Origin of the sequence: Streptomyces sp. TRM68367 (genome assembly GCF_014495685.1) — a bacterium.
Lineage (GTDB): Bacteria > Actinomycetota > Actinomycetes > Streptomycetales > Streptomycetaceae > Streptomyces.
Genome location: NZ_JACTVI010000011.1, coordinates 96,155 through 112,850 on the forward strand (window position 1 = coordinate 96,155; position 16,696 = coordinate 112,850).

Sequence of the window (16,696 nt, forward strand, 5' to 3'; positions counted from 1 at the left end):
GCCGCGCGGCTACGGGCCCGCCCCGGTCACACCTCCCGGTGGTCGATGCCGAGGAGGCTCGCGGCGGTCCGGAAGTCGGCGGCGTGGCGGCCGACGGCGAGGGACCAGTGGTGGCCCACGCCGGTGGCGCTCCAGGCGTCGACCCACTCGCCGGGGTCGCGGCCGAAGTCGACCCGGCTGGTGGTGTTGCCGATCTCCAGCAGCGGTCCGGGTACGACGGTGCCCTCGGCGGTGACGAAGGACAGGCTGCCGTCGGCGTCCTGGCCGAGTCCCAGCAGGGTGACGGGCCCGTGCTGCACGTCGAACTCGACGCTGACGCCCCAGCCGCGCTTGCCGTGATAGACGCCGAGCCCGCGCAGCAGGGGGTCACGGGAGCTGACCGCGAGGTGGCCGGGGCCGTCGTGGCCCATCTCGACCACGCCGTCCTCGAAGTTGAGGGCCTGGATCTCGGTGAAGGATCCGCCGGCGCCGACGCACTGGGAGGCGAGCTGGGCGAGGCTGGTGCGCAGTTCGTACTCGCCGGCCGCGGGCACGCCGCGCGCGGTGAGCAGGGAGGCACCGAGGATCATGCCGGCGCCGAGCCGCTCGTACAGTTCGCCGTCGAGACCGCGGTGGTAGTAGGCGAGCGTGTCGAGCCCGAAGTCCTCCACGAGCCGGTCCAGGGCGACCGACACGGTGGCGCCCCAGGCGAAGTCCTCGTCCACCACGCTGTCGTCGAGGGTGAAGACCTTGCGGGCGAGCTCCATGCGCTCCCGGGTCTCCGCCTCGGTGACCTTCTCCACCCGGTGGCGCAGGTCGTCGAACTCCAGCACCTCCACATGCGAGCCGAACGTCGCGGGCAGCAGGGTGAGGTCGGTCGACACGTCGAGCATGCCCGGATACACGTGCCCCATCAGTCCGTGCCGGGCGTGCCGGAGCGCGGCGCGGACGTGGGCGGCGCGGATCCACTGCTCGATGCGCCGCCAGGCGGACTCCTGGCGCAGCCAGCCCGACACCGACCGGAACGGGATGCCGGCACGGCGGAAGACGTTGCCGACCTCGGGCACCGGGCACTGTCCGCAGTAGGCCAGCCAGGCCCCGGTGTCGAAGGAGGCGTGGTCCATCTTCTCGGACGGCTGGAGGTCGATGACCAGGACGGGGGCGTGCGAGCGCTTTGCGATCGGCAGCACCATCGACGAGGTCAGATACGTCGTCAGGAACAGCACGATCAGGTCGCAGTCGGCGCGGCGCAGCTGCTCCGCGGCGGCCGCTCCTTCCTGGGCGTCGGAGATGAAGCCGACGTCGGTGACCTCGGCGTCCATCTGCCGGAAGCGGTCGGCGACGTAGGCGGCCGACTCCTTCAACTGCGGGAGGAGCCCGGGAAACTGCGGCCAGTAGGTGCCGAGTCCGCCGGCGACCAGTCCGACCCGGGTGCGGCGCCGGGCGGGCGCGGGGAGCAGGTCGCGCAGCAGGGCGGTCCGTTCGGCGGCGGGGCCCGCGGTCGCGGTCGTCGCCGTCGTGGGCTGGGGGGTTGCCATGGTCGGCGCTCCTTGCGAGTGCTGTGACGTCTGGTGGGTCCGGCCCCGCTCAGGTGTGGACGGCTTTCGGGTCCGGCTGGACCTGGCCGGCGCCGGGGGCTCGCGGGACGAGGACGCGGATGATGAAGGCGCCCGCGAACGCCGCCAGCGCCATCAGGGCGGTGATCGACCAGAGCAGGACGGACGCGCTGTACTCGGCCAGGGCGGGGGTGAAGAACGCGGCGACGGCGAAGACCCCGCGCGACAGGGCGTAGGTGAAGCCCTGGGTGGTGCCGCGGGTGTCCGCGGGCAGCGTGAGCTGCGACCAGACCTTGTAACTGGCCTCTCCCGCGAAGGGGTTGGAGAGCTGGTAGAGGACGAAGAAGACGAGCATGCCGGCGAGGGCCCCGGCGGTCAGGGAGGCGACGACGAAGGCGAGCACCTGCACGGTGGCGGCCAGGTAGAACAGCCGGTCGCGCCAGTGGGTGTCGGCGACGCGGACGAACGCGATGGTCAGCACCACGCCGATCGGGATGAACGCCAGGTTGATCCCGGTGGCGAGGCTCTGTGAGGCGTCGCTGACGGTGACGAGCAGGTAGGTGCCGAACTGGCCGAAGGTGTTGGCGCCGAGTCCCCAGGTGACGTAGAAGACGAACGTCGCGGTCATCGGCAGCAGGGCGGCCCGCGTGAAGATGCTGCGCAGCGCGATGCCGCGCGGGGCCGCCGGGTCGTCCGTGGCCTGCGCGGCGCGCTCCTCGACCTCGTCCTGTTCGTGGGACAGCTTCAGACGGGAACGGAAGTGCCAGGTCAGCAGAGCGGAGACGGCCAGTTGGCCGGTGATGATGCGCGCCCCGGTCATGCCCGTGGTGGACAGCACGAAGCCGAGGAATATGGCGACGGCGATCCCCAGCATCCACATGACCTGCGTGAACGCCACGAGCCGTCCCCGCGCCCAGGCGGGCGCGGCGTCCGAGACCACGGCCAGGGAGGTCGGCAGGTCGGCGCCCGCGGCGAGTCCCGCGACGAGGACGCCGATCAGCAGCGTGATGTCGTCCGGGGCCAGCGTGATGATGATCGCGCCCAGGGCGAAGCAGAAGATGTCCCAGTTGTAGACGCGGCGGCGGCCGAACAGGTCGGCGAGCCGTCCGCCGACCAGGGAGCCGACGGCGATGCAGATGGTGACGATCGCGCTGATCGCGCCCGCCATCCACACGCCCATGTCGAAGTTGTCCCGGTAGATGGCCAGGTTGACGGAGATGCTGACGATCAGCCCTGCGTCGAGGTAGGAGGCCATGCCCGACAGGGCCGCGGCCTTCCACAGGGGTTTCGGAATGGGTCGTTCGGCGGGTCCTGATGCGGTCGGGGTACGGGCCATGATGCGACTCCGTCGTCTTGTGACATCGCGGCTCCGGGGCCAGGTCGCAGCGAATATAGGGGCGGAAAAACGTTCCAACAAGGTCTCGCGCACAGATCCGCCGAACGGCCCCGGTTCGTTCCACCCGTTCCGCGGATATGGTGCGATCCATCGAGGTCGCCTACGGTGATGTCGGTCCCAAAACGTTTTTAGGGGAAGGACCGCTTCCGTGATCTCCCCCGCGCTGCAGCAGCTCTTCGAGGATCCACCCCGCGACTTCGGCCCCACTCCGCTGTGGTGGTGGTCGGGTGCGAAGGTCACCCGCGCGCGCCTGGAGTGGCAGATGCGCCGGTTCGCGGACGGCGGTGTGCGCAACCTCGTGGTGATCAACCTGGCGCCGTCCGGACCGAGTTGGGGCGCCCCGGCCGACGATCCGGCGTGGTTCGGCGAGGAGTGGTGGGCCCGCTTCACCGACGCCTGCGAGATCGCCGCAGAACTGGGCATGCGCCTGTGGTTCTACGACCAGATCGGTTTCTCCGGCGCCAATGTCCAGGGTGCCGTCACCCGGCGGCACCCCGATGCGCGGGGCCTGGCCCTGCGCACCCGCACGGCGGCCGTGTCGGGGGGCACGGTCGCCCTGCGGGACGCCGAGACGCTGGTGGGCGCGTACGACGCGGGGGGCCGCCGGCTGCCGGTCACCGGCACCGCGCGGCTCGCGGTCCCCGACGGCACGGACGTACAGCTGGTCACCGCCGTACCCACGGCGTTCGACTACCTGGACCCGCAGGCCGTCGGCCTGCTGATGGAGGCCGTCCACCACGAGTACGACCGCCGTGTGCCGCAGTACCTGGGCAACGTGCTCGCGGGCAGCTTCCAGGACGAGTTGCCGGGCACGAACTCCTGGGGCCGCCGCTTCCCGGAGGAGTTCCGGGCCCGGCGCGGCTACGACCTGCTCGACCACCTGCCCGACCTGTTCGCCCCGGCGGCCGCCGGCCGGGCGGCGAAGGTCCGCGCCGACTACTACGCCGTACGGGCGGAGCTCACCGAGGAGGCCCTGTTCCGGCCGCTCGCCGGCTGGCACCGCGAGCGCGGCATGCTGCTGGGCTGCGACCAGAGCAGCCCCGCCCGCGCGGGCTACCCGGCCCAGTCGACGCAGCTGTACACCGACTACTTCCGCACCCACCGCTGGTTCAGCGCCGCGGGCAGCGACCACCACGGCGATGCCAAGGTGCACTCGTCCATGGCCCACCTGTACGGCCACGAGCGGGTGTGGATCGAGGCGTTCCACTCCTCCGGCTGGGGCGGCACGCTGGAGGACACCTACGACTGGCTGCTGCCGTTCCTGCGCAGCGGCGCCAACCTGTACAACCCGCACGCCAGTTACTTCGGCACCGCGGGCGGCTGGTTCGAGTGGGCACCGCCGTCCACGGACTGGCGTCAGCCGTACTGGAAGCAGTACCCGGCGTTCTCGCGGGCCGTGGCCCGGATCTGCTCGATCATGTCGTGGGGCGGCTACGACGCAGAGGTGGCGGTCCTGCACCCGACGGCAACGATGCAGGCGCTCGTTCCGCTGGACGCGCCCGTGCACCACTTCGGCGACGGCCGGCTGGGCGACGGCCATGAGGAGGCCGACGAGACGCAGCGGCACTACCTGGAGGTGTGCGGCACGAACAACTGGCTGAAGCCCCAGGCCGGCGCCCTGGATCTGCGCCGAGTCTCCTTCGACGTCATCGACGACGACTCGGTCCAGCGGGCCAAGGCCACCGACGGTGCCCTGCGGATCCGGGATCTGGCGTACCGGGCGGTGCTGCTGCCGTCGGCGAGCGTCCTGGAGGAGGAGACGGCGCGGCGGCTGACGGAGCTGCTCGACGCCGGCGGGCGTGTGGTGGTCGTGGGGCGTTCCCCGGAACAGGCGGCCGGTCTCACGGGCGACGACTCCGTCGTGGCGGCGCTGCTCGCCCATCCGCGGCTGGAGCGCGTGCCCGATGCGGAGGACGCGGCAGCGGCCGTCGAGGGCGGACACGTCACGGGTGAGGTGCCGTTGCTCGTCCGGCGGCAGGGCAATGAGGCGGTCGCGCTGGTGACGGGCGCCTTCCCCGACGCCGGGGTGCCCGAGGCGCGCACCAATGCTCCCCGGCCGCGCCGGAACCACATCACCGATCCGGCGCGGTACGCCCGCACCTCGTCCGTCACCGTGCGCGCCCCGGTCGCCGAGGCCGAGGTCTGGAACCCTGCGACCGGCGCCCGGCACCCCGCGCGGGTCACCGTCTCCGACGGCGGCGTGTCGACCATCGACGTGCCGTTGGACGGCGCCCCGGCGGCGCTGGTCGTCTGGCGCGAGGGGACGCCGACGGGCAAGGCGGCGGCCGTACCGTCCGAAGCGGTGGAGACGGTCGACGTCTCGGCCGGCTGGCAGGGCCGTCTGGTGCCCACGATGGACAACATCTGGGGTGACCTGGCGCTGCCCGCGGGTTCGTCCGTCGACGAGCCGCAGATCTGGGACATGGAGTGGGCCGAGGCCGACGCGCCGTGGCGGCCGGTGCGGGTCACGTACGGCAACCGGGTCCGCGTCCTGCCGCCGGTGCCCTCCGCCGGGGCTCCCGAGCCGCTGGGCGCCGCGTCCGTCGAACAGGTCCTGGACGGCGAGCTGTCCCTCGCACCGGCGGACGCGGGCTGGGACGCGGCGGTGTACTCGTCGAGCCGGGGGATCCCGGATCCGGGCGGGGTGCTCGGCACGAAGGGGCTGGTGGACGAGGAGTTCGTGCGCGTGCCGGTGCCGGGGAAGGGACAGGTCGCCCGGGTCCGGGCGATCGTCGAGACGGACCACCGGGGGCCCGCCGACCTGCACGTCGGTGCGGAGGCTGTCAAGCGCGTGTGGTGGAACGGCGAGCGGCTGGATGCGGGCGGCCGCGGATATCTGGCCTCCGCGCGGGTGACCGTGGAGCGGGCTCGCAATGTGCTGGAGTACGAGCTGTCCGACGCCGAGGGCCGGCCGGCGATGATCTCAGCGAGCGTCGACACCCCGCTGGGCAGTTGTTTCTGCCTCTCCGCGCCGGACGGGTTCGGCCCGCGTCCGCAGTTCATGCGGCTGCCCGACGGGGTGCGGCCGGACGGCCCGGTGACCTATCGCGCGCGGCTGCGGATTTCGGGCGACGGCGGGGAGACGGTGCTCGTCGTGGGCGCCGCGACCGGCCTCACCGTGCTGGTCGACGGCGCGGTCGTGGCCCGGCAGGAGAAGGTGGAGTACTACGAGTCCGACTGGGGCGCGGTGCCGATGTTCTTCCGGCACGATTTGGTCCTCGGGGCGGGCGAGCACGTCCTCGACGTGGTGACCGACGGTGTACGCGACCGGGACGCGGTGTTCGTCGACCTTGTCGCGCGGGCGGGCTGCGACGTGACCGCGCTGGTCAGCGGCGCCGGCTGGGAGGCCGGGACGGGCGGCTGGCAGGGCCGTACGGTCGAGGACGACGGCAGGCGGGGCGAGCTGCGGCACTGCCACGCCGTCGTACGGCCGCATCCGCTGCCGGACACCGAGTGGCTCCACGGCCCGCCCGTACTGGGCAGCCCCGCGCTGCCGGTGCGGTGCACCGACGACGTCCGCGCGGCGGCACAGCGTTTCCGCTTCACGGTGCCCGCGGGCACGGTGTCGGTCGACCTGCCGCTGGGGCTCCGGGCCCGCGTCCGCGTCGGAGACGGCACGGAACGCGCCCTCGACGGCCAGGCCCTCGCCCTGGACCAGCCGCTGCGGGAGGCCACTCGGATCGAGGTCGTCACCGCGCCCACGGCCGTACTGCGGGGCGGCTCCGCCTGGCACGGCCCGGCACGCGTGCGCACCGTACCGGCGCCGCTGCCCCTGGGTGACTGGCGCTTGCTGGGACTGGCCGGCTGGAGCGGTGGCGTGACCTACTCACGGGCGCTCCAAGTGCCTCCCGGGGCGGAACCCGTACTGGATCTGGGCCGGGTGCGCGGCTGCGTGGAGGTCGCGCTGGACGGCGAGCCCGTGGGCGAGGCCTTCTGCCCGCCGTACCGCTTCCCGCTGCGCGGCACGGCCGGGCGCACGGTCAGCGTCGACGTGACGGTCCGCAACACACTGGCGCCGTACCTCGCCGAGGCGACGCCGACCGGCTGGGTCTTCCCGTCCCAGCTGGCGTCGGGGCTGCTGGGGCCGGTGACGCTGCGGATTCCGCGGACCGGTTGAGCGTCGGCCCCGCCGGGGCGCATGGCCGGCGGGGGCACAGGCTGCGCCGGACCGTGCGCCCGACCCGCCATCGGCCGCACGGGATCGCACGGCGCGCCAGCCGTCGGCCGCGCCGGGCCCCACAGCCCGGCTACGCGTCGGCCGGTGGGCGGGTCGAGTCGCGTATCACGAGGCCGGGGGCGAATACGCGGGTTTCGTGGGCGTGTTCGGCGCGGGCCTCGATCTCGTCGAGGAGCATCTCGACGGCCGCCCGGCCGAGGTCCTCCACCGGTTGCCGTACCGTCGTCAGGGTCGTCGCGCCGAAGCTGGCGATGTCGAGGTCGCCGTAGCCGACCACCTGTATGTCCCCGGGGATGCGCACGCCGCGTTCGGTCAGGCCGCGGCACAGGCCGGCGGCGAGGAAGTCGTTGGTGCAGAAGACCCCGTCGGGCAGCTCGTCGAGCTGGTCGGCGATCTTCGTGCCGTACGCCACCGTCATCTCCTCGGCGACGACCTGGTCGAGCCGTGCCGCGCGGCGGGTGCGCACGGACTGGCGGGCGCCCTGGTAGCGGTCGGCGCACTGGCGGATGCCGCGCTCGCCGTTGACGACGAGGATGTCGGTCGCCCCACGGTCCAGCAGGTGCTGTACGGCGATCCGGCCGCCGGCGACATCGTCGACGGAGACGGAGCAGCCCTCCTCGTCCGGCATCTCGCGGTCGGCCAGGACCAGTGGGATGCCGCGCTCACGCAGCCGGGTCAGCCGGCCGGGGTCCGCGCTGAGCGGGACGACCACGACGCCGACGGCCCGCTGCTGGACGAGCATCGTGAAGTAGCCCTGCTCCCGCTCCGGCGCGTCCCCGCTGTGGCAGAGCACGAGGGCGTAGCCGTGGTCGTAGGCCGCCTCGGCGGCGCCGCGTGCGATGCGCGAGTAGAAGGAGTTGGCCACGTCGGGCAGCACGAGCCCGATCGAGGAGGAGTGCCCGGTGCGCAGGCCGGCGGCGCCGGGGTGGGGGACGTAGTCGAGCGCCGCGACGGCGTTGCGGACGCGCTCGGCGGTCTGCGCGTTGACGCGCTCGGGCCGGTTGAGCACGTTCGACACCGTGGACACCGAGACGCCTGCGGCGGCGGCGACGTCCTGAATGCGGGCGGGGCGTGCCGGAATGGCGTCCACCCCCTCGCTGTGGAGCCGTGCGACCAGGCACGACAGTGGTCCTCATGGGTGACGCAAGTATAGCGTGGCTGTGCATAAAACGATTTTCCGCACGGGTTCGTTCGCGGCGGGCACAGGATTTCCCACGGGCGCAGGGGGCCGGTGTGACCGGCCCCCTGCGCGGGTCAGCCGCGGGTCAGCGTGACCTTGTACTGCCGGGTCTGCGAGCCGTCCTCGCTGCTCACGGTGACGACGTGCGTCGCGCTCGCCTCCCTGCGGACCCTCACGGTCGCGTACGGGTCGCGCGCCGTGGCCGTGACCTGGGCCCGGTCGGGACGTGCGGTCGTCACGCGGTAGTCCGTCCTGTCGGGGTCGAAGCCGTTGACGGGGACTCCGGCCACCTCGATCGACCCGGCCGCGGCGTCCGAGGAGACGCCGGGTGCCTTGGCGTACACCTCGATCTCGCCGAGGGTGATGTAGCCGCCGGGGCGTGCCGTCATGACCACGCGCACCGCGCTCACCGGTCCGTCGGCCGTCACCGGCACGTCGGCCACGGGTGTGCCCTCGGTGCCGACGTCGACGGAGTCGCTAGCGTCGGTCCAGGTGCCGTCGGCCTGCCGCACCTGCACCTTGAGCGACTGCGCGAAGCTGACGTTGCTGCCGTCCCGGTGGAAGTGGGTCACGACGCGGGTCAGGTCGCGCGGCTCCGGCAGCGTGAAGGTGATGGTGTCGGACGGGTTCTTCGTGCCCGGCTTCCAGTTGGACCAGGCCTTCTCGGTGAGGTCACCGTTGCGCAGGCGGTCGGCGGAGTAGCCGCTCTCGGTGAACGAGGCGCCGACGGTCACGTTCTCGTCGCGCGCGGCGTTCGCCTGGCGGGGTTCGGTGACCTGGACGCGGGCGGTCGCCGGGACCGTGGTGCCGTCGGGGACGCGGGCGGTGCCGCGCAGCGTCGTCACTCCGGTGTCGGCGAAGGCGCCGTCGGGTGCCGGGTCCCAGGTGACCGGGAGGTCGGGGGCGCCGCCGTTCTTGCCGACGCCCACGACCGTGGCGGGCAGGTCGGGCCGTCCGCCGGTGTAGGTCTTGGCGCGGGCGGGGAGAGTGGCGGCGATCGTGTCGACGGTGACGACCGCTTCGGCGGGGATGGTGCGCCCGCGTACGTCGGTCGCCTCGCCCTTCACCCGTACCGTTCCGGGCGTGCGCCACCGCGAGTCGGACGGGAGCTTCCACTCCACGGGGAGGGAGCCGCGGGCGCCGTCGCGATAGACGGGCCTGACAGTGGCGGGGAGTTCGGGTGCGCGGCCGGGGACGGTGAACGCCTTCGCGGGCTCGGTGCGCAGCGCGGTCTCGTCGATCACGGTCCACCGCTGGTTCGCGTTGGACGTGGGCGGGTATGCCGACACGCGGGCGCCGTCCGCGGTGGACCGCCCGGCGACGTCGATCAGCCGGCCGGTGGCGGCGTTGACGAAGGTCCAGGTGCCGTCCCCGGTCGTCGACATGATCCACTGCGCTTCCGGCCCGGAGCCGCCGGAGCCCTCCAGGACGGCCTCGTTGTCGCGCACGGCGAGGCGCTTGCCCGTCTCGGCGTTGACGAGGGCGTAGCGCTCGCGGTTGTCGCTGCCGCGGGTCAGTTTGCGCACCGACCACAGCTGGGACTGGGCGTTCGGGTCGTTCGTGCGGATGACGACGCCGGTGCCGTCGTCGGACGGGGTCAGGGACTTGCCGCTCTGCGCGCCCTGGAGCCGGTACTCGTGACCGGGCTGGACGAGCGCGGCGTCCTTGTCGGTGCCGGAGACACCGTCGACGAGGAAGGACGTCACCGACTTCGCGGGCACGGTGAGCGTGGCGGAGGCGTTACTCACCTTCACCGGCGTGCCCCGGACGAGCGCCCCGTCGGTGCTGGTGACCACGGGCGTCACCCTGGCGCCGGGCACGATGTGCCGGAAGCGGGAGAGGTCCAGGGTCACGGCGCGCGGGGTGGTGCCGTTGTTGACGTGCACCACGGTCGCTCCGCGGCCGGACCCCCGGACGGCGGCGACGGTGGACCGGTCGTCGACCTTCACGAAGTGGTCGCCGGGCCGGATGTGGTGGGTGAAGTTGCGGATCGTGTTGAACTTGGTGTTGGTACGGATCGGGCAGGTCTGCGGCGTGTCCTTGGCGGTGCAGTTGAACGGGATGTGGATGCTGCCCCAGTTCTTCCCTGCCTCCGCCTGCGGGATGGAGTCCTCGATGGGCTGCCACAGCACCCAGGCGGAGGGCTCCAGTTCCCGCATGTCGTCGACGATCCGGGAGGCGATGCCGAGGCCCGGCTCCATGCCGGTGAAGTCGGTGCCGGTGCCCCAGGTGCCCTCGACCTCGCTCATCCAGAACTTCTTGTCCGCGGCCTTGGCGCTGTCCCGGGCGCTGGTACGCATGCCGGTGCCGTAGGTGTGCACGTTGAGCTGGTCGACGGCGGCGCGCGCGGAGCTGTCGTAGGCGTTCCAGTTCTGGACGAAGGTGCTCGGGTTGGTCTCGTCCATCGCGGAGATCGTGGCGCGGGTCCTGGCGTCGGCCAGGGCGCGGCTCAGGGCCTTGACGACCTTCTGCTGGAGCTCGGGGCCGGCGTGCGCGCCTTCCTGACGGCCGCCGGTGGGCTGTCCGTCGGGGCCCAACTGGGTGCCCCAGTAATTGGTGTTGGGTTCGTTGAGCGGGGCGATGGTGTCGAACTTGATGCGGTGCTTCTTCTCCAGGTGGTCGGTCACCCGGGTCAGGTAGGTCGCGAAGTCGTCGACGCGGTCCGCGCGGATCTGGTCCGTGCTCGCGTCGAAGCCGCCCGAGACGTATCCGCTGACCGTCTGGAACCACGGCGGCGAGTTGCTGAACGCCTCCCAGCGGGTCACCTTGTCCTTGATCTGGTCCACCCACCAGCGCTGGCCCGCGTCGGCGTGCCAGTTCCAGTGGTCGGGGTTGTCGGGGTTCCACCAGTCCGTGTCTTCCCGGGTGGTGCCTTCCGGGGCCTTCCAGAAGCCCTCCATGGTCGCGCCGGTCTTCATGTAGTCCTTGCGGACGTCGGGGGCGTTGCCGCCGCCGATGTTGTAGCGCGCGATGTTGAGGCGGAGACCGTCCTCGCCGAACAGCATGTCGACGAGCTGCTTGCGGATGGGGTCCGGGTAGCCGCCGGTGGCGTTGGCGAACCACACCAGGCTCGTGCCCCACCCTTCGAACTCCTGCTGCTGGTACGACGGGTCGATGCGTACCGTGACCGCGTCGGCGGCAGCGGCCTGGGGTACGGCGGCCACGAGTCCCGCACCGAGGGCCAGCGGAACGGTGACCGCCAGTGCCCGGACGAGGCGATGTCTGCTGGACATGGATTCCCTTCAGAGGCGAACAGAACCGCACAGAACCAATCGATTTTCCCGAATGTTTTAGGACGGCAACCAACACGTCAAGAGATACGGCAGCTTCACACCCCTTGACGTGTGCAACATCAATGGTGTCCATATATCTAAACCACGTTTGCTGTTATGGACAGACGGAGGCACCGTGGCCGGTCCAGGCTTAACCCGCACCCCTCCGATCGTCACGTCCCTGGCCGTTCTGCTCACCGTCTGCGGATGCTCGGTGGCCGGTGCCGACCCCATCGGCGGCGGCCCGGACACCCTGCGCATCATCCTTCCCGAGGAGCCCCCGACCCTCGAACCCTGCGACGCCTCGCTCACCGCGACGGGCCGGGTGACGCGGGCCAACATCACGGAGGCACTCACCGAGCGCGAGGCGTCCACCGGGCGGCTTCAGCCGGCGCTGGCCACCAAGTGGAGCCGTACGTCGGCCACTTCATGGACCTTCACGCTCCCGACTGCAACGTCGACGGCTACATCTTGGCGGACAGCGAGCTGACCGCCGTACCGCTCGACGACACCACGCTCAAGGTCACCACCGCGAAGCCGGACCCGATCCTGCCGCTGCGCCTGTCCTTCGTCGAGGTTGTTCCGACGAGCACGGCGCCGAACTCCCGGGTGCGCGAACCGGTCGGCACGGGGCCGTACCGGATCGACGAGTGGAGCGAGGGCCGCTTCCTGCGCCTGAAGCGCTTCTCCGGGTACTGGGGCAGGGCACCGGAGTTCGCCGCGGCCACGTATGTGTGGCGGGCAGAGGGCAGCGTGCGCGCGGCCATGGTGACCAACGACGAGGCGGATGTCGCGATCGGCCTCGCGCCCGAGGACGGGGCGGGCGACCGTGCCGTGGAGTTCGCCACCAACGAGGTGTCGTACCTGCGGATGGACGCCACCAAGCCGCCCCATCGGCGGCGGCAACGCATCTGCGCGCGCCCGACGCGCGCCCCGGCGGCGCTGCTGCCCGCCGGGAAGGGGCGCAGCAGTGTGTGCGACGAGCCGGTCTCCGCGCTGGACCTGTCGGTGCAGGCGCAGGTGCTCAACCTGCTGTGCGATCTGCGGGACGAGCTGGGGCTGTCGTACGTCTTCATCTCGCACGACCTGTCCGTGGTGCGCCATCTCGCCGACCGCGTCGCCGTGATGTATCTCGGCCGGATCGTCGAGTCCGGTCCGGTCGAGGAGGTCTTCGACCGGCCACGCCACCCCTATACGGCGGCGCTGCTGTCGGCGGCGCCCTCGCCGCTGGCCGGCGGCGGGCGCGGGCGGCAGCGCATCCTGCTCACCGGCGAGATCCCCTCGCCGGCGAACCCGCCGTCCGGGTGCCGGTTCCGTACCCGGTGCCGGCGCGCACAGGACATCTGCGCCGAAGCCGTACCCGCACCCGCGCCTGCGCCCGGAGCCCCGCCGCACAGCGCGGCCTGCCACTTCCCGCTGGAGGAGGCGCCCACGGTCGCGGGCTGAGCGCCGGATGCGCTCTTCTGCTCAACTCGCCCTTCTCGTAACGTCGTTCGCGCTCGAAGTGGCTATAGTGACGGAAGGGTCTTCATGGGCAGAGGTCTGCTTGCGCTGGTGCTCACCGCGGTCACCGGCGCCTCGCTACTCACCCCACCCGCGAGCGCGGCGCCGCCCGGCCCCTCCGATGTGTACCGGCCAGTGCGTGGGCCGTCCGCGCCCGCGGAGTACCGCTACGCCCAGAAGGCCGTGCCGGGCGAGTCGATCCCCCGCCACGCGCACGAGCTGGCCGCGGCCCAGGCCCGGAAGCTGCCCGTCGTCGGCGGGCGCTGGAAGAACGTCGGCCCCACGAACATCGGCGGCCGGGTCGTCTCCGTCGCCCTCGACCCGCAGCGCGCCGACACCCTGTACGCGGCGGCCGCGAGCGGCGGTCTGTGGCGCAGCACGGACGCCGGGGCGACGTTCCACTCGGTGTGGCCCGACAGCTGGACGCAGGCCATGGGCGCGGTCACGGCAGCGCCGGACGGCACCCTGTACGTGGGCACCGGCGAGCCCAACCCGGGCGGCGGCAGCGTCACTTACGAGGGCACGGGCCTGTACCGGAGCCGGGACGGCGGCCGCAGCTGGACGCCGCTCGGCCTGCGCGACTCCGGGGCGATCAGCGCCATCACCGTCGACCCCGCGAACCCGCGCCGCATCTATGCTGCCGCGGCCGGCTCGCTCTACAACGGCGGCGGCGACCGCGGCGTGTACCGCTCGGAGGACGGCGGCGCGACGTGGGAGCGGATCCTCGCCGGTGCCAACGAGTTCACCGGCGCCACCGAGATCGTGGTGGACGGCGACCGCCTGTACGCCGTGCTGTGGGACAAGCGCCGCCGCCCCGATGTACGTACGTACGGCGGTGTCGGCTCCGGCGTCTTCCGCAGCACGGACGGCGGCGAGACCTGGCAGCGGCTGGGCGGTGGACTGCCCGCCGCGGGCCCCGACGTGGGACGCATCGGCTTGGGCGTCGCGGGCGACAGGCTCTACGCGATCGTCAACAAGGCGGGCGGCTCCTTCGAGGGTTTCTACGCCTCCTCGGACGGCGGCGACGCCTGGGCCCGCACACCCGCCAACGACGACCTCACCAACTCGCAGTCCAGCTTCGGCTGGTGGTTCGGCAAGGTGTGGATCGACCCCCGGGACACCGAGCACGTGCACGTGGCGGGGGTCGCTCTGCTGACCACGAAGGACGGCGGCGCCACCTGGAGCGCCGACGACACGAGCATGCACGTCGACCACCACGCCATGGTGTGGGACCCGCGCCGTCCCGGCCGCGTGTATCTCGGCAACGACGGCGGTGTCTACCGCTCCGACGCGCGCGGCGACGGCGGCTGGGTCAAGTCCCGCCACCAGCCCTACACCCAGCTCTACAGCGCGGCGATCACCCCGCAGGACGTCACCCGGATCTCGGGCGGCGCGCAGGACAACGGCTCGCTGCGCTCCTGGGGCGGGGAGAAGTTCAACGAGTACCTCGGCGGGGACGGCGAGGAGAACCTAATCAACCCGGCCGACGTGAACAACGTCTTCGCCTGCTACCAGTACGGCAACTGCTTCCGCTCCACCGACGGCGGCGACACCCTCACGTACTTCGCCGACCGGACGGCGTTCCAGCGCCGCAACTGGTTCACGCCGATGACCTTCGACCCGCGTGACCCGAAGGTTCTCTACTACGGCTCCGAGGTCCTCAACCGCTCCACGGACGGCGGCAGGACCTGGCGGCCCATCAGCCCCGACCTTTCCGGCGGCCCCGGCACCGACCCCCTCTACCCCAACTACGGCACCATCACCTCGATCGCCCCCGCGGCCGACGGCCGCACGGTGTACGTGGGCACGGACGACGGCCGCGTCTGGGTCACCAGGGACCGCGGCGCCACCTGGACGAAACTGGCCGAGGGGCGCCCCTGGGTCACCCGTGTGGTCGTCGACCCGAAGAACCCAGCCCGGGTGTGGACCACCCACTCCGGCTACCGCTCCGGCGACCCACTCCCCCACGTGTACGGCAGCACCGACGGCGGCCGGCACTGGCGCGACCTGTCGGGCGACCTCCCTGCGGCGCCCGTCAACGACCTGGTCGTGGCCCGCGGCGGCCTTCTCCATATCGCCACCGACCAGGGCGTGTTCACGTCCGTCACGGGCGGCGGGCACTGGCTGCGCCTGGGCCGTGGCATGCCGCAGGTGCCGGTGGACGACATCGAGTACGACGCGGTGCACCGCCGTCTGGTGGCGGCGACGTTCGGCAGGGGCTTCTACGAACTGACGACAGCGTGAGCCGCTGAGCGCGCGGACGGAGCGGGGCGCTCAGATCCGCACCGTCCGCCGGTGCTCGTAGTCCAGCCAGTGCTCGGCGCAGCGCCCTTCCTCGCGCGGGCAGATCATGGAGTACTCGCTGACCCGGGCCCGGTACACCCGCCACGGCGCCGGCGGCCGCACCTCTTCGGTGTCGATGGTGCGGCCGCCGCGCCCGGGCGGGCCCGGGATGATCCGCAGTCCTTCGAGGGCCTCCTCGCCGTGCACCTCCTGCGCCGTGGCGCTCAGGTACAGGGCGAGGGGGCCCGCCGTGCCGACGGGGGCCCGGGAGTCGTGGATGACGATTGCGACCCGGGGCTCGTGGGCGATGTTGCGGGAGTGCGTGACCTCGGGGGACGAGATCCAGTAGAAGTCCCGTCCGTCCTCGGTGGAGTAGAACAGGGGCGAGGCCCACGGGACGCCGTCCGCACCGACCGTGGCCAGCACCATGTACCGACTGCCGTCGATGATCGCGCGTGCCGCCGTACGGCCGTCCTCGGTCATGCGTCCCCCATGTCCTGTCGGGTGGGGCCCCACTTCAGGGCTTCGGCGGCGTTACTGCTCCCGGGGCGGCGGCCCCTCGAAGGCGAGTTGGTGCACGTCGTAGAGGACGGCTGCCTCGACGCCGAGTGCGGGGCCGCCCATCCTGGCCGCCCAGGTTAGCAAGGGCCGGGGCTCGAAGCCCTGCGCTCCGAGGCCCTTGGTGTACTCGGCGTGGGCGGCCAGTGAGGCGATGCCCCGCTCCAGCGGTTCGCCGGTGACCTCCACACCGTGGGTGGGTTTCTCGGCTCCCGCGAGGCACACGAACCGGACGCCGCCCCAGGGTTCCAGGCCCTCGTCGGCCAGCTCCGGGAAGATCCACCGGTTTCCGGCGTCGCGTGCCGCGTCCAGGGCCGCCAGTCCCACCACCCGGTGGTCGGCCTGGTTGGTGACCCCGGCGACCATCCGCACGGTGAACGCCCCGGACACCACGACCTCGGGCCGGTGGCGGCGGATCGCCCGCACGATGTCCCGGCGCAGCGCGGGGCCGTACTCGACGAGCCCGTCGCGATGGTCGAGGAACTCCACCGTGTCCACGCCGACTTCCCGCGCCCCGGCCCGCTCCTCGGCCTCCCGCAGCGGCGCCGCCTCGTCCGGGTGCAGCCCGTCGATGCCGGCCTCCCCGCGAGTGGCCAGCAGATACGTCACCCGCTTGCCCTGCGCCGTCCACCGCGCCACGGCGGACGCCGTCCCGTACTCGATGTCGTCCGGGTGCGCCGCCACGGCCAGACACCGCTCCCAGTCCTCCGGCAACAGCGGCAGTGCGGCGGCGGCACCGGACCCGCCCGCGTCGTCAAGTGTCGTCATGCGCCAAATCATGACGGACCTGAC

10 protein-coding genes are annotated in these 16,696 nt (G+C 72.3%); 4 read left to right on the plus strand and 6 right to left on the minus strand.

Annotated elements, in window-relative coordinates; translation table 11 throughout:
• Positions 1-26: 26 nt before the first annotated feature.
• Both H8R17_RS10975 and H8R17_RS10980 read right to left on the minus strand, forming a co-directional pair.
• Positions 27-1,517 carry an L-fucose/L-arabinose isomerase family protein gene (locus H8R17_RS10975; protein ID WP_187822953.1) on the minus strand — a complete coding sequence of 497 codons (1,491 nt, stop codon included), beginning with the start codon at positions 1,515-1,517 and terminating at the stop codon, positions 27-29.
• A gap of 49 nt (positions 1,518-1,566) precedes the next feature.
• Complete coding sequence (locus H8R17_RS10980) at positions 1,567-2,871, minus strand: MFS transporter (RefSeq protein WP_187822954.1); 1,305 nt, start codon at positions 2,869-2,871, stop codon at positions 1,567-1,569.
• Between the two features lie 208 nt (positions 2,872-3,079).
• On the opposite strand from H8R17_RS10980, the gene H8R17_RS10985 reads away from it, so the two are divergent.
• Positions 3,080-7,048: a glycosyl hydrolase gene (locus tag H8R17_RS10985; RefSeq protein ID WP_187822955.1), complete on the plus strand. Its 3,969-nt coding sequence runs from the start codon at positions 3,080-3,082 to the stop codon at positions 7,046-7,048.
• A gap of 130 nt (positions 7,049-7,178) precedes the next feature.
• Here H8R17_RS10985 and H8R17_RS10990 read toward each other — a convergent pair whose 3' ends face one another.
• Positions 7,179-8,198: a LacI family DNA-binding transcriptional regulator gene (locus tag H8R17_RS10990; RefSeq protein ID WP_187822956.1), complete on the minus strand. Its 1,020-nt coding sequence runs from the start codon at positions 8,196-8,198 to the stop codon at positions 7,179-7,181.
• 164 nt (positions 8,199-8,362) lie between these two features.
• On the minus strand, positions 8,363-11,521 hold the full coding sequence (locus H8R17_RS10995) for a glycoside hydrolase (RefSeq protein WP_187822957.1): 3,159 nt from the start codon (positions 11,519-11,521) through the stop codon (positions 8,363-8,365).
• 175 nt (positions 11,522-11,696) lie between these two features.
• On the opposite strand from H8R17_RS10995, the gene H8R17_RS45650 reads away from it, so the two are divergent.
• From H8R17_RS45650 to H8R17_RS11010, 3 genes are all read left to right on the plus strand, one after another.
• The gene (locus H8R17_RS45650; protein WP_223124875.1) at positions 11,697-12,050 is read left to right on the plus strand and encodes a hypothetical protein; all 354 of its coding nucleotides are present in this window, start codon (positions 11,697-11,699) and stop codon (positions 12,048-12,050) included.
• Complete coding sequence (locus tag H8R17_RS48625; protein WP_223124876.1) at positions 11,990-13,006, plus strand: oligopeptide/dipeptide ABC transporter ATP-binding protein; 1,017 nt, start codon at positions 11,990-11,992, stop codon at positions 13,004-13,006. Before H8R17_RS45650 ends, H8R17_RS48625 begins: the two co-directional genes overlap by 61 nt.
• An 84-nt stretch (positions 13,007-13,090) precedes the next feature.
• Positions 13,091-15,307 (plus strand): VPS10 domain-containing protein, encoded by a 2,217-nt coding sequence (locus H8R17_RS11010; RefSeq protein WP_187822958.1) that lies wholly within the window; start codon positions 13,091-13,093, stop codon positions 15,305-15,307.
• Positions 15,308-15,337: 30 nt separating this feature from the next.
• Here H8R17_RS11010 and H8R17_RS11015 read toward each other — a convergent pair whose 3' ends face one another.
• Positions 15,338-15,829, minus strand: a complete 492-nt coding sequence (locus tag H8R17_RS11015) for a pyridoxamine 5'-phosphate oxidase family protein (protein ID WP_187822959.1) — start codon at positions 15,827-15,829, stop codon at positions 15,338-15,340.
• Between the two features lie 51 nt (positions 15,830-15,880).
• Positions 15,881-16,672: a PIG-L deacetylase family protein gene (locus H8R17_RS11020; RefSeq protein WP_187822960.1), complete on the minus strand. Its 792-nt coding sequence runs from the start codon at positions 16,670-16,672 to the stop codon at positions 15,881-15,883.
• Positions 16,673-16,696: the final 24 nt, after the last annotated feature.